Origin of the sequence: Actinoplanes derwentensis (assembly GCF_900104725.1) — a bacterium.
In the GTDB taxonomy this organism is placed as follows: Bacteria; Actinomycetota; Actinomycetes; order Mycobacteriales; family Micromonosporaceae; genus Actinoplanes; species Actinoplanes derwentensis.
Map to the genome: position 1 here is coordinate 6201092 of NZ_LT629758.1, position 24464 is coordinate 6225555.

21 protein-coding genes are annotated in these 24464 nt (G+C 71.0%); 3 read left to right on the forward strand and 18 right to left on the reverse strand.

Annotated features, from left to right (window positions below; genetic code table 11):
- Positions 1-573: 573 nt before the first annotated feature.
- The 4 genes from BLU81_RS52140 to BLU81_RS27165 form a co-directional block, all read right to left on the reverse strand.
- Positions 574-1818: a hypothetical protein gene (locus tag BLU81_RS52140; RefSeq protein ID WP_092547359.1), complete on the reverse strand. Its 1245-nt coding sequence runs from the start codon at positions 1816-1818 to the stop codon at positions 574-576.
- The gene (gene holA / locus BLU81_RS27155) at positions 1815-2798 is read right to left on the reverse strand and encodes a DNA polymerase III subunit delta (protein ID WP_092557694.1); all 984 of its coding nucleotides are present in this window, start codon (positions 2796-2798) and stop codon (positions 1815-1817) included. The genes BLU81_RS52140 and holA overlap by 4 nt, the downstream gene beginning before the upstream one ends.
- Positions 2799-3155: 357 nt before the next feature.
- A complete protein-coding gene (locus tag BLU81_RS27160; protein ID WP_092547361.1) occupies positions 3156-5522 on the reverse strand; it encodes a ComEC/Rec2 family competence protein in 2367 nt (788 codons plus the stop codon).
- Positions 5522-6355 (reverse strand): helix-hairpin-helix domain-containing protein, encoded by an 834-nt coding sequence (locus BLU81_RS27165; RefSeq protein WP_092547363.1) that lies wholly within the window; start codon positions 6353-6355, stop codon positions 5522-5524. Before BLU81_RS27165 ends, BLU81_RS27160 begins: the two co-directional genes overlap by 1 nt.
- 365 nt (positions 6356-6720) lie before the next feature.
- Here BLU81_RS27165 and BLU81_RS27170 point away from each other — a divergent pair, with 365 nt between their 5' ends.
- Both BLU81_RS27170 and BLU81_RS27175 read left to right on the forward strand, forming a co-directional pair.
- Positions 6721-7485 (forward strand): putative protein N(5)-glutamine methyltransferase, encoded by a 765-nt coding sequence (locus tag BLU81_RS27170; protein ID WP_231953533.1) that lies wholly within the window; start codon positions 6721-6723, stop codon positions 7483-7485.
- A 36-nt stretch (positions 7486-7521) separates the two neighbouring features.
- Entirely contained in the window at positions 7522-8493 is a 972-nt protein-coding gene (locus BLU81_RS27175) for a hypothetical protein (protein WP_092547365.1), read from the forward strand.
- Here BLU81_RS27175 and BLU81_RS27180 read toward each other — a convergent pair.
- The 7 genes from BLU81_RS27180 to pepN all read right to left on the reverse strand — a co-directional run bounded on the left by BLU81_RS27180 (position 8460) and on the right by pepN (position 15502).
- Positions 8460-9326 carry a DegV family protein gene (locus tag BLU81_RS27180; RefSeq protein ID WP_092547367.1) on the reverse strand — a complete coding sequence of 289 codons (867 nt, stop codon included), beginning with the start codon at positions 9324-9326 and terminating at the stop codon, positions 8460-8462. The genes BLU81_RS27175 and BLU81_RS27180 overlap by 34 nt on opposite strands.
- Before the next feature lie 18 nt (positions 9327-9344).
- Positions 9345-9749 carry a hypothetical protein gene (locus BLU81_RS27185; RefSeq protein ID WP_092547369.1) on the reverse strand — a complete coding sequence of 135 codons (405 nt, stop codon included), beginning with the start codon at positions 9747-9749 and terminating at the stop codon, positions 9345-9347.
- Between the two features lie 35 nt (positions 9750-9784).
- Positions 9785-10384, reverse strand: coding sequence for a histidine phosphatase family protein (locus BLU81_RS27190; protein ID WP_092547371.1), 600 nt, complete (start codon positions 10382-10384; stop codon positions 9785-9787).
- A complete protein-coding gene (rsfS, locus tag BLU81_RS27195) occupies positions 10381-10776 on the reverse strand; it encodes a ribosome silencing factor (protein WP_092547373.1) in 396 nt (131 codons plus the stop codon). The genes BLU81_RS27190 and rsfS overlap by 4 nt, the downstream gene beginning before the upstream one ends.
- Positions 10777-10815: 39 nt before the next feature.
- A complete protein-coding gene (gene nadD / locus BLU81_RS27200; RefSeq protein WP_092547375.1) occupies positions 10816-11421 on the reverse strand; it encodes a nicotinate-nucleotide adenylyltransferase in 606 nt (201 codons plus the stop codon).
- Positions 11422-11435: 14 nt separating this feature from the next.
- On the reverse strand, positions 11436-12938 hold the full coding sequence (locus BLU81_RS27205; RefSeq protein ID WP_092547377.1) for a hybrid sensor histidine kinase/response regulator: 1503 nt from the start codon (positions 12936-12938) through the stop codon (positions 11436-11438).
- Between the two features lie 68 nt (positions 12939-13006).
- Positions 13007-15502, reverse strand: a complete 2496-nt coding sequence (gene pepN / locus BLU81_RS27210; protein WP_092557698.1) for an aminopeptidase N — start codon at positions 15500-15502, stop codon at positions 13007-13009.
- Positions 15503-15721: 219 nt separating this feature from the next.
- Between pepN and trpS the strand changes: the two genes are divergently transcribed.
- Positions 15722-16687, forward strand: coding sequence for a tryptophan--tRNA ligase (gene trpS / locus BLU81_RS27215; protein ID WP_092547379.1), 966 nt, complete (start codon positions 15722-15724; stop codon positions 16685-16687).
- On the opposite strand, the gene BLU81_RS27220 is transcribed toward trpS, so the two are convergent.
- The 7 genes from BLU81_RS27220 to BLU81_RS27250 form a co-directional block, all read right to left on the reverse strand.
- Positions 16676-17110, reverse strand: a complete 435-nt coding sequence (locus BLU81_RS27220) for a GNAT family N-acetyltransferase (protein WP_092547381.1) — start codon at positions 17108-17110, stop codon at positions 16676-16678. The two genes, trpS and BLU81_RS27220, sit on opposite strands and share 12 nt — an antisense overlap.
- A gap of 57 nt (positions 17111-17167) precedes the next feature.
- On the reverse strand, positions 17168-18664 hold the full coding sequence (gene obgE / locus BLU81_RS27225) for a GTPase ObgE (RefSeq protein WP_092547383.1): 1497 nt from the start codon (positions 18662-18664) through the stop codon (positions 17168-17170).
- 82 nt (positions 18665-18746) lie between these two features.
- Positions 18747-19001 carry a 50S ribosomal protein L27 gene (gene rpmA / locus BLU81_RS27230; protein ID WP_092547385.1) on the reverse strand — a complete coding sequence of 85 codons (255 nt, stop codon included), beginning with the start codon at positions 18999-19001 and terminating at the stop codon, positions 18747-18749.
- A gap of 7 nt (positions 19002-19008) precedes the next feature.
- Positions 19009-19323, reverse strand: coding sequence for a 50S ribosomal protein L21 (rplU, locus tag BLU81_RS27235; protein WP_092547387.1), 315 nt, complete (start codon positions 19321-19323; stop codon positions 19009-19011).
- Positions 19324-19488: 165 nt separating this feature from the next.
- Complete coding sequence (locus BLU81_RS27240) at positions 19489-20022, reverse strand: hypothetical protein (protein ID WP_092547389.1); 534 nt, start codon at positions 20020-20022, stop codon at positions 19489-19491.
- Between the two features lie 107 nt (positions 20023-20129).
- Positions 20130-23480 (reverse strand): Rne/Rng family ribonuclease, encoded by a 3351-nt coding sequence (locus tag BLU81_RS27245; protein ID WP_092547391.1) that lies wholly within the window; start codon positions 23478-23480, stop codon positions 20130-20132.
- Between the two features lie 231 nt (positions 23481-23711).
- Complete coding sequence (locus tag BLU81_RS27250; RefSeq protein WP_092547393.1) at positions 23712-24431, reverse strand: TIGR03936 family radical SAM-associated protein; 720 nt, start codon at positions 24429-24431, stop codon at positions 23712-23714.
- Positions 24432-24464 lie beyond the last annotated feature (33 nt).

A 24464-nucleotide genomic window follows, 5' to 3' on the forward strand; every position in this document is an offset into this window, starting at 1 on the left:
AAGACCAAAAACGCCCGCCCGTACGAGCCTCAGCACGCCCTGCCCGTACGAAGCCTCAGCGTGCCCCGCCTGCGCGAAAGCCAAGGGCGCCCGGCTTTCGCGGACCGCCCCGGGCCTTCAAAGCCCCGCCGGTGACCGCCGACGCGAACCGCCAGCCCACGGCTCGCGGGGACCGCCTCCACCGGATGCAGGTCGAACGTCAAGGCGAACCACCCACCCACGCTCGCCGACTCCCGCCACGAGATCACCCGCCCGGTCCAGCAGGTGCCCGTCCCGCGACCAGGACGCGAAGCCCATCTGTGTGGTGACTTCGGGCGCGATCCGCACCACAGATCACCACACTATTGGCGGCGCCCATCTGTGTGGTTACTTCAGGCGCGATCCGCACCACAAGTCACCACGCCATCGACAGCGCCCATCGCGTGGTGACTTCGGGCGCGATCTGAACCGTAGGTGACCAGGCAGCCAGGACCACGAGACGTCTCTGGTCTCGCCAGGCGGCTGGTGTTTCGCCAGGCGGCTGGTCTACCTGAACATGCAGCAGCGGGCCTCAGACCGGCAGCAACCTACTGGCTATTCATAGCGTCGGGCCGCGGCCTGGCGGGCCATCTGCTGGCGCACGTCCAACTGGTCGGCCCGAGGCCGATTTGAGGGCGCGCTGCCGACCGCGGGCCTGGCCTCGCGGTCGCCGGCAGCCGGATAGCCGGAAGGCCGCACCGGGAACGACCCACCGACGGCCTGCTCACCGGGCAGACCATGGTTCTCGTAGGGATGTCGGTCCGCACCGCTATAGGGATGCCGGTCCGCACCGCCGTAAGGATGCCGGTCAGCGCTGCTGTAAGGATGACTGCGGGCTGCGGCATATGGCCGCCCCTCAGCGGCGGAGGCATATGTGATGCCGCCGACCACGGGCACCTCGGCCATGCCGTCGTGCCGGTATCCGTCGGTCATGAACTCGGGCGTTGCCACCGGCCCGTATCCCATCGCCGACGGATCGCGGGAGACCACCGGCGCGAAACCACCCGGCCGCTCGAACTCCTCGGTTCGCCGACCGGACACATCCACCACCTCGGCCCCATCGGCCCGGATGACGAAGGGCACGTCTGACGCCCCGATCCCATCGCCGTAACCGGTGTCGGGTGCGCCTGACGCCATGCGCCCATCGCTGTGACCAGACAAGGACGCGCCTGACTGATCACGACCGTCGCCATAACCGGTGACGAAAGCACCCGACGCCTCACGCTCATCGCCGTGACCGGTGACGAAAGCACCTGACGTCACACGCCCGTCGCCGTGACCAGAGAAGGGTGCGGATGACATTCCGTGCCCGTCACCATGGCCGGAGAGCGCGGCGGCGGAGCGGGCGGAGGCTGGAGAGCCGAACGTGCCAAGGGCTCCGGCGTGATCAGTGCGGGCTGTGGCGGTGGGCCCGGAGCCGTCAGCGTCAGCCGGTGGCCGGTAGCTGTCGGCGGGGGACTCGAGGGCCGGGGAATCGGCGTGCGCGGCAGCGGCACGGGCGGTCATCGCGGCTGGGCGTAGGACGGACGCGCGGACCGACGCGGCCTCGCCGTCCACCGGGGGTGTGGTGGAGGCGCCGGCGACCAGGTCGTTGAACTTGACCATCAGGGCGACCGTGAACGGCAGCACCAGCACCCCCCACCAGCTGACCAGCTCGGCCAGGGCCAGCAGGAGGCCCAGGACCACGGCTCCTTCGAGGAAGACGAAGCAGAGCAGGCTGCTGGGTGCCAGGTGCCGCAGGCACAGGATCCGCGCGTAGAGCGGCTGGCCGGCCGGGTCGACGGGACGGGGACGGGTCATCGGGTGCCTCCGTCACGGCGGGCCGCGGTGATGGCGAAGACCGTCTGCTCCAGGGCGTAGCCCCGGTCCTCGGCGCCGCCCTTGACCGCGGCGTTGCAGTCGGCGGCGGCGCGCATGGCGTCGACCAGGCCTTCCGGGGTCCAGCCGCGGCTGCGGGCCTGTGCCTTCTCGATCTTCCACGCGGGCATGCCGAGGGAACTCGCCAGCTGATAAGGGTTGCCGCGGCCGGCAGAGGCGACCCGCGCGACGGTCCGGATGCCGTCGGCGAGGGCGTCGGCGATCGGCACCGGGTCGACACCGACGTGTAGGGCCCAGCGCAGGGCCTCCAGCGCGCCGGGCAGGTCGCCGACCATCGCGGCGTCGGCCACCGCGAAGCCGGTCACTTCGGCGCGGCCTTTGTAGTACCGCGCGACCACGGCTTCGGTGATCTTGCCGTCGGTGTCGGCGAGCAACTGCGAACAGGCGGCCGCGATCTCTCGCAGGTCGTTGCCGACCGCCTGGAGCAGCGCGGCCGCGGCGGACTCGTCACACCGGGCGCCATGCCGGCGGAACTCGTTGCGGACGAAAGCGGTGCGCTCGGTGTCCTTCTTGAACTTCATCACGGGCACGACCGTGGCTCCGGCCGCCCGCAGCCCGTCGGCGAACGCCTTGCCCTTGGCCCCGCCCACGTGCGTGACGATCAGGGTGACGTCGGGGTCGGGGTTCTTCGCATAGGCCAACAGGACGGTGCTGAGGTCTTTACGCACGTCCTGCCCGTTACGGATGGTGAGGACCCGGCGCCCACCGAACAGTGACGGGCTCAGCATCTCGGCGACCTCGCCGGGGACCAGTGAACCCGCCTCATAGTCCCGGACGTCCGCCCCGGGCTCGGCGGCCCGCGCAGCTTCGACCGCCTCGGCGACGGCACGAGCGGCGAGCAACTCCTCATCACCTTGGACGAGGAGCAGCGAGGGGGGCGGCGCGGCATTCACGTGCAACATCGTCGCACGGGGTACCGACAGTTCCACGGGCCTCACTCGTTAGCGCAGGCCGCTGATCACCGAATGCGAAACCAGACATATCGGCGACCTGGCATGCCTGCACGCCCGTACAGTCTCCTGCTCAGGCCTAACATGCCGGGTTGACATTTAGCCCAATTCGCTCTCTATTGAGACCCATCAGGCATAAAGTCCGCCCGCCCGAGTCCCCCTTCCGGGCGTGTCACCTCCGTCACTGCAACGAAATCACTGAGCGAATCACCGAGCGAACTCACTGAACGAATCACTAGGCGAACTCACTGAACGAAATCGCCGTGGTCGAACAACTACAACCGGTCACCGCGGCAGGGCCGAGCCGGTTCACTGTGGTGGATCACCTCGGCCCACCACGGCCAGACCGTTGCCGGCCACCACCGCCGCGACGTCACCCGACTCGTCGGTGCGCAGGACTCGCGCGCCGCCCCGAGCAATCCGTGCGAGCAGTACCGGGTTCGGATGCCCGTAATCGTTGTCCCGCCCGACCGACACCAGCGCCACCGCGGGATCGACCGCGTCCAGCAGCACCAGCGATTGCAGGGCGCTCCCGTGATGGGCGACCTTCAGCACGTCCGATCGCAGTCCCGCCCCGAACGCGGCCGCCAGATCCTCCTGCTCCTCGGTCTCGGCGTCACCGAGCAGCAGGACCGACCGGCCACCGAGCACCGCCCGTACGATCAGCGAATTGTTGTTGGGGTCCGAATTGGTCCCGCGTTTCGGCGTGATCGGCCCGAGGACCTCCAGTCGCAGGTCACCGATCGTCCAGGTCCATCCGGGGCCGGCCGGCCGCAGCGCGATCCCGGATCCGGCGGCGGCCGCTTCCACGGCGGCCCGGCCGCCGACGGGTTCCGGCCAGTCCGGGCCGATCACCGCGCCCACCTCGCGGTCCCGGAACACGCCGGCCACCCCACCGATGTGGTCGGCGTGGTAGTGGCTGACGATCAGGATCGCTACCTGCCGGATGCCGAGACGGCGCAGGCAGTGGTCGATCGCGTTCGGTTCCGGCCCGGCGTCGACGACGACCGCCCGCCCGGGCCCGGCCGGCAGCACCACGGCGTCGCCCTGCCCGACGGCGCAGGCCACCACGAGCCAGCCGGGCGGCGGCCAGCCGGGGACGAGCAGTCGCACCGGCAGCGCACCGAGGATCGCGCCGAGGGCCACCACGGTCGCCAGGCGCCGGACTAGCGCCTGCCGCGCCGCGAACAGGAACGCCACCGTCAGCAGTGCGAGCAGTAACCCACCGAAGGCACCGTCCGGCCACGGCAGCGCCCCGGCCGGCACCCGGGCCCCGATACGAGCGATCAGGACCAGCCACTCGGTGGGCCAGTGGCCGATCCAGGCGATGAATTCGGCGGCCGCCGGCCACACCGGGGACAGCACCGCCGCGGCCACCCCGAACAGCGTGGCCGGGGCGATCGCCGGAACCGCGACCAGGTTGGCCGGCAGCGCGACGAGACTGACGGTGCCGGAGATCGCCGCGACCACCGGGCTACAGGCGATCTGGGCCGCGGCCGGTACCGCCAGCGCCTCCGCCATCCCGGCCGGGCAGCCCCGGCGCCGGAGCCCGTCCCGCCAGACCGGGGCGATCAGCAGCAGACCGGCGGTGGCGAGCACCGACAGCGCGAAACCCGGATCGGACGCCAGCTCCGGATCGGCGATCAGCAGCACCGCGGCGCCCGCCGCCAGCGCGGGAACCGCCGCCCGGGGCCGCCCGGTGGCCAGCCCCAGCAGCCCGATCGCGCCCATCGCCGCAGCCCGGATCACGCTGGGTGACGGCCGGGCCAGGATGACGAACCCGGCCAGCGCCACCACGCACAGGATCGCGCAGAGCACCGGCCCGGCACCGGCCCGCCGCACCACGAACAGGACGACACCGACGACGATCGCGACATTGGTTCCGGAGACCGCGGTCAGGTGCGTCATCCCGGTCGTACGGAAATCCTCCTCCAATCCCGGGTCGAGCCGGCTGGTGTCACCGACCACCAGTCCCGGAAGCAACCCGCCGGAGTCGTCCGGCAGTGGCTCGCAGGCCCGCTGCAGTCCGGCCCGCAGCACACCCGCCGCGCGCTGCGCCCACGACGGGCGGCCGGTCAGGACGGGTGCCTTGCGCACCGAGAGGACCGCGGCCCGCAGGTCACCGGGCCTCGGTGGCATGAGCCGCCCGGTCGCGGTGACCCGTTGGCCCGGAAGTAGTCCGCGCCATCCCGGGTCCGATCCCAGCACCAACCCACGCGCGGACAGCCGGATCGGCGCGGCGTCCTCCGCGACGACGGTCTCTAGGTCGACGGCGACGAGATAGGTGGGCGGCCCGGCCGTCGCCGCCAAGGCTCGCGGGTCGTCTCGCACCACCATTTCGGCTTGTACGGTGGCCCCGCTCCGGACCAGCCCGGCCAGCACCGGAGCCTCCCGGACCGACACCCGGGCCGCCGTGGCGAGAGCCCCGCAGCCGGCCCCGAGCACCACCGCCACCGCGATCCACCGGCCGGCCCGCACCCACCAGCCGTCCGGCCGGGCCCGGATCATCGGGGCCAGGACCAGTGACGCCGCGATCGTCAGCCCGGCGGCGCCGACCGCCAGTCCCCCGCCGGCCGGCAGGTGGAGCGCGCCCAGAGCCGCGAGCCAGAGACCCACCGTGAACCCGGCCAGCCGTAGGTCAGGCACCTTTCCCGGCTCAGGACTCACCCCGCGCATCAGATCGTCACCAGGTCTTTGAGCTGCTCGTAGCGGGAATCCCCGATCCCGTCCACCTTCCGCAGATCGCTCACCGCCTTGAATCCGCCCTGGGATTCCCGGGCGTCGAGGATTCGCTGGGCGAGCACCGGCCCCACGCCGGGCAGGCCGTCCAGATCCGTGAGGGTGGCGGTGTTGAGGTTCACCAGCGAGCCACCGGTGCCGGGTGCGCCGGTGCCCGCGGCCGGCCCGGTCGTCGTGCCGGGCGGCGGGGTGACCCCCACCATGATCAGTTCGCCGTCGGTGACCCGCCGGGCGAGGTTGAGCATGGCCACGTCGACGCCGGGTTCCGCCCCGCCGGCCGCTTCCAGCGCGTCCGCGACCCGCGCTCCGGGGCTGAGACGGACCAGCCCGGGCCGGCGCACTTTCCCACCGACCGCGACCACCACCTCGACGACCGAGGGGACCGGGGTCTGAACCGCGCCGGACGCACCGATGACGGCCGTGACGGTCCCGCCCGGATCGGCCACCACATCGTCGAGCCGGGGCCGTGACCGCCATGCCAGAAAGGCCGCCACCAGCACGACGACCACCGCCACTGCGGCCAGCGCCCGCACCCCGGGCCGACCGGGATCGAAAGCGTCCAGCCATTGCCGCCGCCCATTCTCGAAGGCTCCGGCCGAACTCAATCCGGGCCCACCGGAGTCGGCCTCACCGTCCTCCCACTGCCCGGGGAAGCCGGGAAGACCCCCGGAGACCACCGAGGAGGAAGGCGCAGGAGAAACCGGGCCGGGAGTGACAGCGCGGACCGCCCCGGTGGCATCCCACGGATAGGCCGGCCCGGACACCGGCATCACCCCGAAAGGCTCACCCGAAGAGCCGCCGGAGCCGCCCCCGAACCGCCCGCCGCCCCCGGCGGCCAACACCCCCGACGACGGAAATCCACCTGGCGGAGAGCCACCCGGCGGACCCTCCCCGAAAGGGGACAGATCCTCCTCCTCCGCAGCCCAGGCAGGCACGATGTCCGCCCACTCCAGCGGCCCGGACTCGGGCACCGCCCGTCGGCGCGCGCCGTCGTCGAGCACCGCCCGCAGCCGCGCTCCCACGACGTCACCGCTATCCTTCGCCTCTCGCACGGCCCGACCGTAGGAACTTCCCGGTTCCCCCGCTCGCGGCCCTGTGGACAACCCGGCACTGTGGATGAGCGAGGAACCGACAAGTGATCTCCACCGAGGCTCTGGCCACTGCCGTGCTCCGGCTCTGTGCCGCGGGCTGTGTATTCGCCGAGGACGAGGCGGAGGTCCTGCGGGAGGCCGCCGTCGACGACGGCGCGCTGGATCTGCTGGTGTCCCGGCGGGCCACCGGTGAACCCTTGGAGCAGGTGGTCGGCTGGGCGGACTTCGGCGGGGTACGCGTACGGCTGAGTCCCGGTGTCTTCGTCCCCCGGGTCCGCAGTGAGCTGCTGGTGAATCTCGCCGCCACCGAGGTGGGCGGGGTGGTCGTCGATCTGTGCTGCGGTTCGGGGGCGCTGGGCCTGGCTCTCCGCCGGCGCCGGCCGGACATCGTGCTGCACGCGGCCGATCTGGATCCGCGGGCGGTGGCCTGCGCCCGGGCGAACCTGGACGGGAACGTGTATCAGGGCGACCTGTTCCGGGCCCTACCGAACACGTTGCGGGGGCGGGTGGACGTACTGCTGGCGAACGTCCCTTACGTCGCGACCCGCCATCTCCCGTTCCTGCCCGCCGAGGCCCGCGACCACGAGCCGCGCTCGGCCCTGGACGGTGGCGACGACGGCCTGGCGATCTTCCGGCGGGTGGCTGCGGAGGCTTCCCGCTGGTTGTCCCCCGGTGGCCTGCTGATCTCCGAGATCACTGAGGCGCAGACGACGGCGGCGATCGACGCGGTCACCGGTCATGGATTGACGGCCACGGTCATGACCGACGATGATCTCGACGCCCGCGCGATCCTGGCGCGATATCTGTAAATAAAGTACACAAAACGACCGGAGAGAAGGACCCCGGTGGGCCTGCTGCGTAGAATCGCCCGCGTCCGGCTGGCCGGCCGGATGCTGCGCCGTCTGCGCCGTGCCGGCGTTCCGGACGCCCGCTACCTGTCCCGCCCGTTCGAGGTGCGGTTCACCGCGCCGGGCGACACCGAGCCCACCATCCTGCCGCTGGCCCCGTTCCTGGCCCGGCAGCGGTCGCTGGACGATCTGATCGCGGAGTTGCTGCGGGTTCCGGTGTCGTGGCGGGAGGCCGCGCCGATGCTGCGGCCGGTGTTGCGCGGTGCGGCGCCGGGAGCGCCGTTGAGCCGCCCGGCGTTGCCGTTCCTGTCCGAGTTCGTGGTGGTCGATCAACCCGACACGATGACGTACGTCACCCCGGCCCAGTCCGCGACCTGGCACTCGTCGAAGGACCGGATCTTCGCCACCGCCCGGGCCAACCTGACCGGCGCGGTGCTGCACGGTTCGGCGACGACGGTGCGTTTCGTCGATGACGGCAACGCCTACTGGACGTCACATCTGCTATTGCCGGGCTGGCTGGGCCGCTTGTCGGAGCAGGTCGGCGGTGTTCCGGTGGCGTTCGCTCCGGAGCGGGGCACGTTACTGGTGACGGCCGACGACGGCCCGCATCTGGTGGCGCTGTTCGCCGAGGCGGAGCTGTTGTTCGCGAGGTCGCCGCACCGGCTGAGCCCGATGGCGTACGTGAGCGATGAGAACGGCTGCACGATCCCGTACCGGAGCGAGAAGCTGTACCGCACGGTCCGGCGAGCGGAGAGTCTGCTGGCCATTCACGAGTACGCCGCCCAGGGCGTCACGTTGACGCTGGTGGACGGCTGGCGTACCCGGGCGGTGTGGCCGAAGGACGGGCCGGTCCTGTTGCCGGAGGCCGACGAGGTCCTGATCGGTGACGAGGTCGTGCCTTGGGCGGATCTGCTGCCGCGCCTGACCCGTACCGATCACGAGCCGCCGCGGTGGGCACCACGGGAATGAACGACGACCCCGGCCAGTCCGGGGCCGGTGTGCGCGGCGACCACCGCACCCACCTCGGTGAGGTAGCAGTCGCGCAGCCGGTCGCCGAGCCGGTCGCCGAGCGCACCGACCAGGGCCGACGCCCGGTCGGGGGTGCCCAGGTGGTGAACGGCCACGTCGGCCTCGCCGTCGCCGGCCGCTTCGACGGCCAGATCGACGAGGCGGGTGAGGGCCCGCCCGGCGGTGCGGACCCGGTCCCGGACGGTGATCGCGCCGTTCTCCACGTGCAGGATCGGCTTGACCGAGAGGGCGGTGCCGAGCAGCGCCGAGGCGGCCCCGATCCGGCCGCCGCGGCGCAGGAACTCCAGGGTGTCGACGTAGAACAGGGTGGTCACCCGGCCGGCCACCGCGAACGCCGCCCGGGTGACCGCTTCCAGGTCGTGGCCGTCACGGGCGGCCGCGGCGGCGGCCAGCGCGGGAAAGCCGAGTCCCATCGCGGCGGTGCCGCTGTCGACGACCCGCACCCGGGGACCGACCTCGGCGGCGGCGAGTTGGGCGGCCTCGTAGGTGCCGGACAGTTTGGCGGACAGGTGCACCGAGACGACACCGTCGGCCCCGGCGTCGAGCAGGCGACGGTACTGCGTGACGAACTGGGCGGGAGCCGGCCGGGACGTACTGACGGCGGCCCGGCGCGCGGTGAGCGCCCGGGCCACCTCGGCCGGGGAGACCTCCAGGCCCTCGAGGCCGTCCCAGCCGTTGATCACGACGGTGAGCGGCACGATGGTCAGGTCATACATGCCGTTCAGTTCGGCCGGCAGGTACGCGGTGGAGTCGGTCACAACCGCGATGGTCATGCAGGCAAGGTACTCGATTCAGTGCACGGTGACCGAGGAGACCACGAACGGCTGCCCCTGCATGCAGGTGGTCATCAGGCCGGACTGGGCCTTGCCGACCACGGTGACCCGGGCACCGTCCTGGATCGACGCGCGCAACTTGTCGTCTCGGATGATCAGCAGGTGGTCGCCGGTGCCGTCCTTGAGGAGCAGACATTTCGCCTCGACCCCGGCGCTCACGGTGCCGGTGAGAGTCACCGAACCCGGCTCCGGCGAAGCAGAAGCCGAGGCCGAATAGGGAGCGGTGGACGGCTCAGCGGTGGTACCCGAGGTCGAGAAGGCAGGCTCGGGGGCACCGCCGGCGTCGATGGGGGCGTTGTTCGCGCAACCGGCGATGAGCGCCAGGAGCAGCGCGGCGGGGACGACGGCCTTACGGATCTGCATGGTGGTGAGACGTTACCGGAGCCGGCTCGGTTCCATCAGGCGAAGACCCCGGCGTTGTACGACGTGAGCTTCCACCCGCGGGACTCGTCATGGTTCAACTCGGCCCAGTGACAGTTCGCCAGCCCGCGCAGGGTGCGCATCTCCTCCCGCCGCCAGCCGAGCAGGTGACCGATGCCCTGCCGGGCCGCACCGCCGTGGGTGGCGACCACGACGGTGCCGCCGAGACGGGACGCGTCCTGCAGCGCATCGGAGACCCGCTTGCCGAGATCGTCGAGGGTCTCCACGCCACCGCCGACGACGTCCGCACCGGCGGTCCACCGGGCGTGCTCGTCGGGCCGCGAGGTGGAGATCTCGGCCATCGTGAGGCCCTGCCACTCGCCGAAGTAACGCTCACGCAGCCGCTGGTCGGGCCGGATGGTCAGCCCGGTGCGGGTGGCGAGCGCGGTGGCGGTGTCGAAGGCCCGGCTCAGGTCGCTGGCGACGATCGCGGCCGGGGCCAGGCGGACCAGCAGCTCGGCGGCGGCGTCGGCCTGATCCCGGCCCCGATCGTTGAGCGGGATGTCGGTCTGGCCCTGCACGCGGGAGCCGGCGTTCCAGTCGGTGTTGCCGTGCCGCCAGACGATGAGGCGGGTCACTGGGCTTCGGCGCCGGCTTCGGCCAGGTCGCGGTCGACGAACGGGATGATCGGGCAGTCCTTCCAGAGCTTGTCGAGGGCGTAGAACTCGCGCTCCTCGTCGTGCTGGACGTGCACCACGATGTCGTGGAAGTCGAGCAGCACCCAGCGGCCCTGCTGGTGGCCTTCACGGCGCTCCGGCTTGGCCTTCTCCGGCAGGTTGAGCAGTGCTTCCTCGATGGCGTCGACGACTGCCATGACCTGGCGCTCGTTGGAGGCCGAGGCGATGACGAACGCGTCGGTGATGTAGAGCTGATCGCCGACGTCGATGACGGTGATGTCGTGCGCCTTCTTGTCCGCGGCGGCCTGTGCGGCGGCCATGGCCAGTTCGAGTGCGCGTTCGGTGACGGGCAAAGGGGTCCCCTCGGTCGGGTGGTCAGGACGTCAAGCGTCTCACACCGGTCCGGCAATACCCGAGTCCCGATACAGGCCCCGCTTGTTGATGTACTGCACGACACCGTCCGGTACCAGGTACCAGACTGGCAGGCCGGTCGCCACCCGTTTACGGCAGTCGCTGGACGAGATGGCCATCGCCGGCACTTCGACGAGGGTGACGCTGTCGGCCGGCAGATGGTCGTTCGACAGTTCGAAGCCCGGCCGGGTGACCCCGATGAAGTGCGCCAGGCCGAGCATGGTCAGCGCGTCCTTCCAGGACATGATGCGGGCCAGGGCGTCGGCGCCGGTGATGAAGTACAGCTCGGCCGACTGCCCGTAGACCGCGCGCATGTCACGGAGCGTGTCGACGGTGTAGGTGGGGCCGTCCCGGTCGATGTCGGCGCGGCTGACGTGGAAGCGCGGGTTCGAGGCGGTGGCGATCACGGTCATCAGGTAGCGGTCCTCGGCGGGCGAGACCCGGCCCTTCTCGTACGGCTGGCCGGTGGGGACGAACATCACCTCGTCCAGGTCGAAACGCGCCTGGACCTCACTCGCGGCGACCAGGTGCCCGTGGTGGATCGGGTCGAAGGTGCCACCCATGATTCCCACACGCTTGCCCGGCATGCAGAAAATATAGATCAACCATCTAGGCGGCGTCGTACGGCTGTGAGCAGGTCGTTAGCGGTAAAGGGCTTTTCCAGAAGGGCCACCCCGGGGTCGAGAGTGCCCTGTGAGGCGAGAACCGGCTGGGCGTAACCGGACATGTAGAGCACCCGCGTGCCCGGCCGGACCACGACCAGCCGCTCGGCCAGCTCCTTGCCCAGCATCCCGGGCATCATCACGTCACTGACCAGCAGATCGATCTCGCCGTCGTGCTCAGCCGCCAACTCCAGGGCCTGGGCCCCGCCGTCCGCCGACAGCACCCGGTACCCGGCGCCGCTGAGGATCCGCCCGGCCACGTCGCGCAGCGCGTCCTCGTCCTCGACGACCAGCAGCGTCTCCCCGCGCGCCCCGGTTCCGGCCGGTTCCTCGGCGTCTTCGGCGGCGTCGAGAGGCGCACCGGCGGGCAGCAGCACGGTGATCGTGGTGCCGACGCCGACCTCACTGGTCAGCGAGACCTCGCCCCCGGCCTGGGTGACGATGCCGTAGACGGTGGCCAGCCCGAGGCCGGTCGCCTCGCCGTTGCCCTTGGTGGTGTAGAACGGCTCGAAGGCGCGCTCGGCCACCTCGGCGGCCATGCCCTGGCCGGTGTCGCTGACCCGCAGCACGACATGCTGGCCGAGCAGGGCGGTCTCGATCACCAGGCGACCGCCGCCGGGCATCGCGTCCCGGGCGTTGTGGGCCAGGTGGATCAGCATCTGTTCGAACTGGCTGGGGTCACAGGTGACGGACGGCAGGTCCGCGCCGGGGCGGATCACCAGGTCGATCTGCTCACCGGCGCTGCGGCGCAGCATCTCCTGGGAGCCGGCGATCCGCCGGTTCAGGTCGATCGGCTGGGGGCGGACCACCTCGCGCCGGGCGAAGGAGAGCAGCTGGTGGGTCAGGTCGGTGCCGCGGGTACCGGCCCGGACCACCTGTGCGGCGTCGGAGGCGATCATCGCGACGTCCGGATGCGCCGACTCCGCCTCCTCGATCACGAAGTGGGCGTAGTTGAGGATCACCCCGAGCATGTTGTTGAAGTCGTGGGCGATACCCCCGGCGAGCTGGCCCAGACTCTCCAGGCGCTGACTGCGGTGGGCGTGCGCCTCGGCCCGCAGCCGGTCCTTCTCCTCCTCGGCCCGCAGACGCTCGGTGATGTCGCGCACCACCGAGACCGCGACCCGCCCGCGGGCGGTCTCGACGACAGTGGTGGACGACTCGACCGGCAGTTCGGTGCCGTCGCGGCGGCGGACCGTGGTGACGAGACGGCCGAGCACGCCGGGTTCGCCGTCCAGGATCTGTCGCTGCCGTTCCGGGTAGTGCATCTCGGAGTCCGGTGTCAGCAGCACCTCGACACGCTGGCCGACCAGTTCGGCGCGGGGCCAGCCGAACATCTGCTCGGCCCGGTCGTTGGCCAGCACGATGCGCCCGCCGTCCAGGACCAGAATCGCGTCCGGCGCGGCCTGCAGCAGGCCACTGGACAGCTCCTCGGACCACTCCACGGCTTCACCCCCGTGGCCTCAGGCTACGAGGCCGTACGGTCACGGGGGTGCTGGACCGGCGAATCCGATCAGGCGCGGGCGGCCAGGGCGTGCCGCATGTCGTCGTCGGCGTCCTGCACCACCCGGTGCAGGATCGGGTGCGTGCCGGGCGTCGAGAGCAGGCCGGCGGCGAGTTGCCGGGTCTGTTCCGAGACGATCACCGCGGGGTACGCCGCGATGGCGATCTTCTCGGCGCTCATCCCGCTCCGGATCCGCAGCATCGCCGGCATGTCGGTGAAGTAGCGCTCGGCGTACGGCGCCAGCAGGTCCCGCTGCTCGGGCTGCCAGAAACCGGCCGAGGTGAGAGCGGCCAGCCGGTTGGAGAGTGAGCCGTCGGCGACGATCGCGGTCCAGGCGGCCTCCTTGGCGGCCGGGTCGGGACGGGCGGCCCGGCAGCGGACGGCCCACTGCTCACCGGAGGCGCTGCGGTCCCGCTCCAGCTCGGCCTCGATCACCTCGGCGCCGATCTCACCGAGCACCGCCAGGCGATAGGTGATCAGCCAGCGCAGATCGGCGTCGACGGTCAGGCCGTCCGGCACGTTCTCGCCGGTCAGCCAGCCGTGCAGCCGGCCGGTGTCGACGGTCGCGCCGATCAGGGCGCGGGCCGCGGCGAGCTGCCGGGAGTCACCGGCCGGGACGGCGGCGATCAGCAGGTCGGCGGTCTGGGCGAGCATTTCCAGCGCGGCCTCGCGGATCTCCGGGGTGGCGTACCGGTCGACCAGGCCCCGGGTGGCGGACAGCACGTCCTCGACGATGGTCACCTCGGACTCCGCCGGCAGCGCGGCCAGCACCTGCATGACCAACTCGGCGACCGGGCGTTCGCCGTCCACCACGGCGTCCAGGATCGAGGCCCAGATCACCGCGCGGGCCAGCGAGTCGTCCAGGTCCGGCAGCAGCCCCGGCGCGGCGGCCGCGGACTGCTCGTCGAGGCGGATCTTCGCGTACGTCAGGTCACCGTCGTTGAGCAGCAGCAGTTCGGCGACGGGCTGCCCGGCGAGATCGGCGAGCACGGTACGCCCGGAGGTGTCCAGCTCGACCTCGTGCCGGGACCGCAGGACCACTGAGCCGTCGTCCGCCCGGTCGTAGAGGCCGACTCCGATCAGGTGCGGGCGCAGCGTCGGGTACTCCGCGGGGGCGGTCTGCACGACGGCCACCTCGGCGTACGTCGTCCCGTCCCGGGTCACCTCGGCACGCAGCGTGTTGACCTGGGCGCGGCGCAGCCACAGCTCGGCCCAGCCGGACAGGTCCCGGCCACTGGACTTGGAGAGGGCGCCGAGCAGGTCGGTGAGCGTGGCGTTCCCGTACGCATGGGCCCGGAAGTGGTCGTTGAGACCGGCCAGGAAAGTCTCGTCACCCAGCCAGGCGACCAGTTGTTTGAGGGTCGCGGCGCCCTTGGCGTAGGAGATGCCGTCGAAGTTGAGCAGCGCCTCCTCGGTGTCGCGCACCTCGGACGGGGCGACCGGGTGGGTGGACGGGCGCTGATCGGCGCGCAGCCCCCATGCCTTGCGCTGCATCGCGAAGGTGGTCCACGCCTCGGAGAACCGGGTGGCCTCGGCGGTGACGCGGGAGCCCAGGTACTCGGCGAACGACTCGTTCAGCCACAGGTCGTCCCACCAGGCCATCGTGACCAGGTCACCGAACCACTGGTGGGCCATCTCGTGGGCGATGATGTTGGCCCGCCGCTCCCGATCACTCTCAGTGACCGCCGAGCGGGGGATCAACTCGTCCCGGAAGACGACCAGGCCCGGGTACTCCATCGCGCCGAAGTTGAACTCGGGCGCGAAGGCCTGCTGGTAGTGCCCGAACGGGTAGCGGATCTCGAACATCTCGTGGAACCGGTCCAGCGACTGCCGGGTGATCTCGAAGATCTCCGGCGCCTGCGCGTCCAGGTGCTCGGCGAGCGCGGCCCGCGCGTACAACGCCAGCGGAATGCCGTCGTGTTCGGCGGTGACCGCGTGGTACGGCCCGGCGATCAGCGTGGCCAGGTAGGTGGAGATCCGCTTGGTGGGGGCGAACTCCCAGCGGCCGGCGTCGGCGGAGACCAGGGCGCCGTTCGTGGCGACCAGCCACTGTTCGGGCGCGGTCACGCTCACCCGGAAGACGGCCTTGAGATCGGGCTGGTCGAAGGCGGGCAGCACCCGGCCCGCGTTGTTGATGAAGACGTGCTGGTAGAGATAGGTGTTGCCGTCAGCCGGGTCGACGTAGCGGTGCAGACCTTCGCCGTCGTTGCGGTACCTCATGGTCGCGTCGACGACCAGCTCGTTCTCAGCGGCCAGACCGGTCAGCTCGAGACGGGAGCCGGTCCAGGCGGCCGCTGGGACGGCCGCCCCGTTGAGCGTCATCGAGGCGACCTCGACCGGCTCGAACTCCAGGAACGTGGCAGCACCGGCGCGGGCACGGAACCGCACCACCGCACGGGATCGGAAGGTGTCGCCGGAACCGGTCAGGTCCAGGTCGACATGATAATCCTCGACCTCGACGAGGGATGCTCGTTCGACGGCTTCGGCACGGGTCAGGGTGGGCATGCCGACCATCATGCCGGTTTGTGACGCCTGCCCGAGTGCCGGGCGCGTTAGGATCTGCTCATGCGCGTGCTCCGTACCGATTGGTGGCTGCCCTGACGGGGCGGCTCACCCACACGCGCGATCACTTCCGCGGCCGTCCGACTCCGGGCGGCCGCTTCTCGTTGTACGCGTCTCCCGGGGACCGTCGGTCATTCGTACCCCAGCAATCGGAGACCCGAAATGACGACCACCCGCCGCCTGACCGGCTTCAAGCCCACCGGCCACCTGCATCTCGGAAACCTGCTGGGCGCGCTGCGCCCGCTGATCGCCGCGCAGGAGCACTCCTCGTCGATCGCGCTGATCGCCGACCTGCACGCGCTGACCATGGACCACGACCCCGCGCGGGTACGGGCCCTCACCCTCGAACAGGCCACCGTGATGCTGGCCGCGGGCGTCGACCCGGACCGCACCCCGATCGTCGTGCAGTCGCAGGTCCCCGAGCACACCGAGCTGCATTATCTGCTGGAGTGTGTGGCCGGGTTCTGTGAGGCGGCCCGCATGATCCAGTTCAAGGAGAAGTCGGCCGGCGGCGGGCACGTACGGCTCAGCCTGCTCACCTATCCGGTGCTGATGGCCGCCGACATCCTGCTGCACGACGTCGTCCAGGTACCGGTCGGCGAGGACCAGAACCAGCACCTGGAACTCGCCCGCGCCCTCGCGACCAGGTTCAACACCCGTTACGGGCCGACCTTCACGGTGCCCGAGGGGGTGCGCCCGGAGGCCGCCGCCCGGGTGATGGACCTGGCCGAACCGGCCGGCAAGATGGGCAAGAGCGGTGGTACCGGGCGGATCGCCCTGCTCGACCCGCCGGAGGTGGTGCGGAAGACGATCGCGCGGGCGGTCACCGACGAGGTGGGCGAGGTCCGGCGCGACCCGGAGAAACAGCCGGGTGTCACCAACCTGATCGACATCCTGGCCGCCTGTGCCGGGCGGACACCCGCTGATCCACACTCTTACGGCGCGCTCAAGCGGGAGGTGGCCGACGCGGTGGAGGCGGTCCTCACGCCGATCCGGGCGCGGCACGCCGAACTGGCCGCCGACCCCGGGTACGTCCGCGAGATCCTGGCGGCGGGTGTCGCGGCGGTCCGTCCACGAGCGACTGCGGTGGTACGCCGGACCCGCACCGCCCTGGGGCTACTGGACTAGCGCGGGGAGTCGCTTCTCGAACCGCACCCGGGACGGGCCGTCCACACTGACCTGCCGGTAACCGGCCGACTGGTAGAGGGCGATCGCCGCGATCTGCCGGGACTCCAGCTCCAGCCGGATCCATGGGCGGCCCGCGGCGAGCGCCTCCTCCTCGACCGCCACGATCATCTGGCGGGCCAGGCCGCGGCCGCGGAAGGCGGGGCGCACGTAGATCCGGCGCACCTCGGCCCCGCCCGGCCCGGACTGCTGCCAGGCGGCGACCGCGATACCCCGGCCGTTCACCACACCCACCAGATACTCGACGTCATCGTGCGGTTCGAACAGCCGCCCCACCGATCCACCGGACTCGGCCAGTTCGCGCTGCTGAGCGGTCACCAGGGCGGCCAGTTCCGGGTCCAGGGAGGGACGGATCTCGATAAGCACAGAGGTGACTCTAGGTGACGACCGTTTCCAGCGGGTTGCGGTGATCTGGACTGCGGCCTATCCGTCGGTGTCGTCCTCTTCGCTGATCAGAACCGGCAACTTCGAGTTGGTGATGGTGCTGACCGTGCCGTCGGACGACATGTGCTGGATCTCGTCGTCGTTGCGGATCCGGCGGCCCTTGCGGGCCGCGAGACGCTGCGCCGCCGACGGCCGGGTGTCGAGTTCCTCCAGGCGGGAGTCGGTGCCACGCGGGCCGGAGACGTACTCACCGGCGTTGGGGGCCCAGTCGAACTCCCGCTCACCGATCCGGACCGCGCTGCCCGCAACCGCGCCCTTTTTGCCGAGCGCGGCCTCGATCCCGAGCCGCTCCATCCGGTCACCCAGGTAACCGATGGCTTCGTCGTTGTCGAAGTTGGTCTGCCGCACCCAGCGCTCGACCTGGGTGCCCTTGATCACGAAGACGCCGTCCTCGTCCTGCTCGATCGTGAAGCCGGTGTCGTCGACCGCCTTCGGGCGGATCACGACCCGGGTGGCTTCCACGACCGGCCTGGACGCGCGGTAGTCGGCGACCATCTTGGCCAGGGCGAACCCGAACTCGCGCAGGCCTTCCCGGGTCATCGCGCTGACCTCGAACACCTGGTAGCCGCGGACCTCCAGGTCACCACGGACCATCTCGGCCAGGTCGCGCCCGTCCGGGATGTCGATCTTGTTGAGAACCACGATCCGGGGCCGGTCCTCCAGGCCGCCGTACGCCGACAGCTCGGCCTCGATCGCGTCCAGGTCGGCCAGCGGGTCACGCTCGATCTCCGGCGCCGCCGCGTCGAGCACGTGCACCAGCACCGAGGTCCGCTCGATGTGCCGCAGGAACTGCATGCCCAGGCCCTTGCCGGTGGCCGCGCCCGGGATCAGGCCGGGCACGTCGGCGATGGTGTAGAACACCTCACCGGCCTGCACCACACCCAGGTTCGGCACCAGCGTGGTGAACGGGTAGTCGGCGATCTTCGGCTTGGCCGCGGACATCACCGAGATCAGTGACGACTTGCCGGCCGACGGGAAACCGACCAGGCCCACGTCGGCGACACTCTTCAGCTCCAGGACCACGTCCAGCTGGTCACCCGGCTCGCCCAGCTCGGCGAAGCCCGGGACCTTGCGGCGGGCGTTGGCCAGCGAGGCGTTGCCCCGGCCGCCACGGCCACCGCGGGCCACCGTGAACTCGGTGCCGGCCCCGACCAGGTCGGCCAGCACCTCGCCGTCCTCGGTCTGCACGACCGTGCCGTCCGGCACCTTGAGGATCAGGTCCCGGCCGGTCGCGCCGTCCCGGTTCGACCCGGCGCCACCACCACCGTTGTTGGCCTTGATGTGCGGGTGGAAGTGGAAGTCCAGCAGGGTGTGCTGCTGGGCGTCCACCACCAGGGTGATGCTGCCGCCGTGCCCGCCGTTACCGCCGTCCGGGCCGCCGAGCGGCTTGAACTTCTCCCGGTGCACAGAGGAACAGCCGTGGCCGCCGTCACCCGCTTGGAGGTGCAGCACTACCCGGTCGACGAACGTGGTCACTTGTGGCTCCTACTGCGTGAGACCGAGAAAACGACAGCGGGCCGCGGACCCGAGGGTCCACAGCCCGCTGTAGAAAAAGCTACTACGCGACCGGCACGATGCTGACGGTCTTGCGACCGCGCGAGGTGCCGAACAGGACGTTACCGTGCGCAAGCGCGAACAGAGTGTCGTCGCCGCCACGGCCGACCAGGTCGCCGGGGTGGAACTTCGTGCCCCGCTGGCGGATCAGGATCTCGCCGGCGTTGACCAACTGGCCACCGAATCGCTTGACACCGAGTCGCTGCGCGGCGGAATCACGGCCGTTACGCGAGCTGGATGCACCCTTTTTATGAGCCATGGCGCGCCTACTTCCCGGTCTTGATGCCGGTAACCTTGACGCGAGTCAGCGGCTGACGGTGCCCCTGGCGCTTGTGGTATCCGGTCTTGTTCTTGAACTTGTGGATCCGGATCTTCGGACCCTTGGTGTGCTCGGCGATCTCGCCGGACACCGTAACGTTGGCAAGCTTGGCCGCTTCGGTCACCAGGTTGTCACCGTCGACGAGGAGGATCGCGGCGAGGGTCAGAGCGTCGCCGGGCTGCCCCACGAGCTTCTCAACCTCGATCACGTCGCCCTCGGCAACCTTGTACTGCTTGCCGCCGGTCTTGACGATCGCGTACATCGACGCGGACTCCCTGAGACTTACGCAGCCGGTGTGGCTGCTGGCGGATGTTGCTGAGAATCCGGGGCCGCTCATGTGTTGCTGAGGCGCACACGGAACTCACGCCCAAAAAGGCGCCGTCGGAAAGACTACTTCATTGCAGGCCCGGGGCCCAAACCAGGGCCGTCACTGCCGTCCGCAGGCCTTGTCCAGGGTGCCCTGCAACCCGGCCAGCTTCTTGTCGTCGATCTTGGCGACGTCGCCCTTGAGGGCCGTCACCTCGGCTCCCATCGCGGCGAGCGCCTTCTTGACCTGGGGATCGGCGGCCAGCTTCGACATGTCGAGCAGTGCGTAGGAGAAGTTCGCCATATCCCGGCTGACCTTCTCCTGCGCCCGCGACTTCGCCTCCGCGCCCTCACCGGCCGCCTGGATCAGCAGCTGGTAGTCCTCGGCGAAGGTCTTTCCGAAACTCGCGCTGGTACGTCCGGCCTGGGCACAGATGGCCTCGGTGTCGGCGGAGAGCGCCGCGTCGGTGGGCTTCTCGGTCTGCTGAGCCGGTGTCGCACCGAGCGAGGCCACCGGGCCGGCAGCGGCAGAGGTCACCCCACCGGCGGCGGCCGGGGTCGCCGTCCCCACGGCCGGTTCACCGGAACCGCCGCTGGAACAGCCGGTCAGGAAGACGGTGACGAGCGCCACCGTGGCGAGGGCGGGCTTGCGCATGGTCGGTCTCCTCGGGGGACGGTGATCGATCCCGCCGAGGGTAACGGAAAACCCGGCCCGGCAGTTAACTTTCTTTACAAGTAACTGCCGGGCCGGGTTCATACAGCTCAGGGCCGGGTACGCCGCCTCGCGCCGCCCCGCCTCGACCGGCGGCGGGTGCCCGTACCGGCGCCCACCACGTCGTCGTCCTCGTCCTCTTCGTCGTCGTCGGCCGCGTCCGGGTCGTCGGCGCTGACCAGGCGCATCGGCTCGGCCTCCACCCCGTTCACACCGTTCGCCGGGGCCGGCGCGTCGTACCGCGACAGGTCGTAGCCGCTCATGTCGTATTCCTCGTCGACCGAGGTGGTCAGCGCCGGCTGCGTGCGCCGGACGATCCCCGAACCCGCGACCGGAGCCACCGGGGCCTCAGTCACCGGCGCTTGGGCCACGGGAGCCTGGACGACCGGAGCCTGAACCACCGGAGCCTGAACCACCGGGGCCTGGATCACCGGCGGAACCGCGGCGATCTCGGCGACCGGACCGGTCTCCTCCACCACCGTCGACTCGATCACCGTCGGCTCGGCGGCGACCTCGGCCACCTGCTCCGCCGGGACGTTGTCGGCACCGCCACGACGGCGCCGCGACCGCGACGACGACGGTTGCTGCTGCTGCGCCTGCGCCTGCTGCGGCGGGGTCTCGGTGCGCACCACGGCGGCGACCACCTTCACCTGGGTGCCGACGCCGTTACCACCGCCACTGCCGTTGCTGCCGCCGCCGTTCTGCCGTTTCTCCGGCACCGGCTCCGGGTGGACGATCCAGCCTCGGCCCTTGCAGTGGTCGCAGTTCTCGCTGAACGCCTCCAGCAGGCCCGCGCCGATCCGCTTGCGGGTCATCTGGACCAGGCCGAGCGAAGTGATCTCGGTTACCTGGTGCTTGGTCCGGTCCCGGCCCAGGCACTCGGTGAGCCGCCGCAGCACCAGCTCGCGGTTACTCTCCAGCACCATGTCGATGAAGTCGATCACCACGATGCCACCGAGGTCGCGCAGCCGCAGCTGGCGCACGATCTCCTCGGCCGCCTCCAGGTTGTTGCGGGTGACCGTCTCCTCCAGGTTGCCGCCCGCACCGGTGTACTTGCCGGTGTTGACGTCGACCACGGTCATCGCCTCGGTGCGGTCGATCACCAGGTGACCGCCGGACGGGAGGAAGACCTTGCGGTCGAGGGCCTTGAGGATCTGCTCGTCGATCCGCCACTCGGCGAACGCGTCCGCGACCCCGGTGTGTCGGCGCAGCCGCTCCAGCAGGTCCGGGGAGACCGACTCCAGGTAGTTCGCGACCTCGGCGTACGCCTGCTCGCCCTGCACCACCAGGTCGCGGAAGTCTTCGTTGAAGAGGTCCCGGACGACCCGGATGACCAGGTCGGGCTCCTCGGACAGCGCCCGCGGGCCGTTACCCTCGGCCGCTCGCGCCTGGATGTCCTCCCACTGCGCCTGCAGCCGCTTGACGTCGCGGGCCAGCTCGTCCTCGGTGGCGCCCTCGGCCGCGGTGCGCACGATCACACCGGCGCCATCCGGCACCATCTTCTTCAGGATGTCGCGGAGCCGCTTGCGCTCGTTGTCCGGCAGCTTGCGGCTGATCCCGGAGGCGTTGCCGTTCGGCACGTAGACCAGGTGCCGGCCGGAGAGCGCGATGTGGCTGGTCAGCCGGGCGCCCTTGTGACCGATCGGGTCCTTGGTGACCTGCACCAGCACCGAGTCACCGGAGCGCAGCGCCTGCTCGATCGAGCGGGCCCGGCCCTCGAGTCCGGTGGCGTCCCAGTTGACCTCACCGGCGTAGAGCACGGCGTTGCGGCCGCGGCCCACGTCAACGAACGCGGCCTCCATGCTCGGCAGCACGTTCTGCACCTTGCCGAGGTAGACGTTGCCGACCATGGTGCCGGATGTCACCCGGGACACGTAGTGCTCGACCAGGATGCCGTCCTCGAGGACCGCGATCTGGGTTCGGTCGGCCTTCTGCCGGACGACCATCACCCGGTCGACGGCCTCACGGCGGGCCAGGAACTCCGACTCGCTCAGGATCGGCGGGCGGGTCCGGCGCTGCTCACGGCCGTCCCGGCGGCGCTGGCGCTTGGCCTCGAGCCGGGTCGAACCGGAGACACCCTGCACCTCGTCGGAGGTACGCCGGGGCTCGCGCACCCGGACCACCGTGTGCACGCCGTCCTCGATGCCGCCGGTCTCGCCGTCACCGCTGGAGCCCTTACGCCGACGCCGGCGCCGACGGCGGGTGACACCGTCGCCCTCGCCGTCCTCGGTCTCCTCGTCGTCGTCGCCCTCCTCGGCGGACGCCTCGGCGCCCTCCTCGGTGTCGCTCTCCTCGGAGTCGTCGTCGGCCTCGTCGGACGGGCCCTTGCCCCGGCCGCGGCCACGACGGCCCCGGCGACGGCGGCGACGGCCGGCGGCGCTGTCGTCGTCATCGTCGTTCTCGTCGCCTTCGCCGTCCTCGACGTCGTCGGCGCTCTCGTCTGTCTCCTCCAGAACCGGCTCGGCCTCGGTGACCGTGGCCTCCAACGGCTCCTCGGCCGCACCGCGGCGACGGCGCCGGCTGCGGCGGGGGCCCTCGGCCGGTTCCTCGGCGACCGGCGCCTCGGCGACGGCGGTGGTGCTGTTGTCCGTCTCGACGACCTCGGCGACCACCGGGGGCTCGGCGACGACGGCCACCGGCACCTCGACGGCGGCCGGACGGCGCCGGCGGGACGGCGCCGGGGTGGGCTCGGTCTCGGTGGCCTCGGGGGGCATGAAGAGCACGGCGGGCGGCAGCGCGGCACGACGGGCCCGGGTGGGCCGGGCCGGCTGCTCCTCCACGAAGTCGCCGTCGAGCGGGATGACACCGGCGATCGGGGCGGCAGCGGCGCGGGCCGCGGAGGCGGCCTCCACGGCGGCTTCCTCGATGAGGGCGGCCTCGTCCTCCTCGGTGACCGGTTCCGGGGCCACGATGACCTCGGCCGGGACGTCAGCGGGGGTCGGGTCCTCAGCCGAGACGTCCAGCAGGGTGGGCTGCTCGGCCGCGGGTTCCACCTTCTTACGGCGGGCCCGGGTGGCCTTCTTCACCGGAGCCACCGGCGCGTCCGCGACCTCGGCGGCCGGACCAGCCGCTTCAGTCGTCTCGGCCGCATCAGTCACTTCGGCCGTCTCCGGAGCGACGACCGCCTCTTCCACGGGCTCGACCTTCTTGCGGCGAGCACGGGTGGCCTTCTTGACCGGCGCGACGGGAGTCTCGTCAGTGACGGAAGTCTCGGCATCGACAACCGCACCGACGGCGTCGGCGGCATCGGCCTCCGGCGGAGGCACTACCGCTTTACGACGCGGTGCCCGGGTCCGGCGGACCGGGGTGGTGCCGGTAGCGGCGTCCGCGGGCGGAGTCGAAACTCCGTCCCGCTCACCGCCCTGATCTCCCGAATTGGTTGGGGGCTCGTTATCGAGCATGGGGCGCTCTCCAGTTCTCGGCGACCCCGGGCGCGGGTAAGCGCTGCCACGCAGGGTCGCTGCAAAGTTTTTCGGGCCCGGCCGAAACTGGGCCGGGCTTGCGAAGTCTGCCAGTGAAACCTTCTTCAACCTGACATTGGCCGAAGACCACCGGTCCGTTGTCCGGCGCCGGGTGTAACCGTCCCTGCCACGCTGAAAAAAGTTCAACGAACACCGACCGGAAATTACCGGTCAGTGCTCTCCGATCCCGACGTCCCCGCGATCCGCGTCCAACGGATCGACGATCTCCCCCTGCGCGGTGAGTGTGCCCTGGGCCAGCCGGGTCACCCGTGGGGGCACCGGCGGCTCCAGGCCGGCCACCACACGCAGACCGGAGAGGACGTCATCGGGCCGAACGGCGGGCGTTACCTGCCGTACGACAAGGTCGATTATCGCACACGGTACCGCAACGGCCCCGGAAGGTAGGTCCGGCTCATCTGTCACCGCGCACCGGGACACCGCCGCCCGGGCGTCGAAACTGCGGCGGCCCTGCTTGGTCATGCGCTCCACCAGCACTTCCGGCGCCTCGAGGAACGCGGCGACCGCCTTCTCGGCGGCCACCGTCTCGATCCCCGGCAGTTCCAGGCGCCAGGACGAGGCGTCGATCCGCTCGGCGAGGCTGCCCGCACCGGCGATCACCGCGTCCAGCACGTCCAGCCCCGGGGAGAGCGCGGCGTCCAGCGCGACCCGCAGCTCCTGCGGGTCGACCGGGGCCTGCAGGCCGATCTCCAGGTACTCCGCCTCGCTGCCGACCCCGGTCGGAGCAGCACTGGCGTAGGAGATCTTCGGGTGCGGGGTGAAACCCTGCGAGAAGGCGATCGGTACGGCGGCACGGCGCAGCGCCCGTTCGAACGCGCGAGCGAAGTCACGGTGTGAGGTGAAACGCAGTGGGCCACGTTTCGCGTACCGGATCCGGATCCGCTGGACGACCGGGGCCTGGCCGCC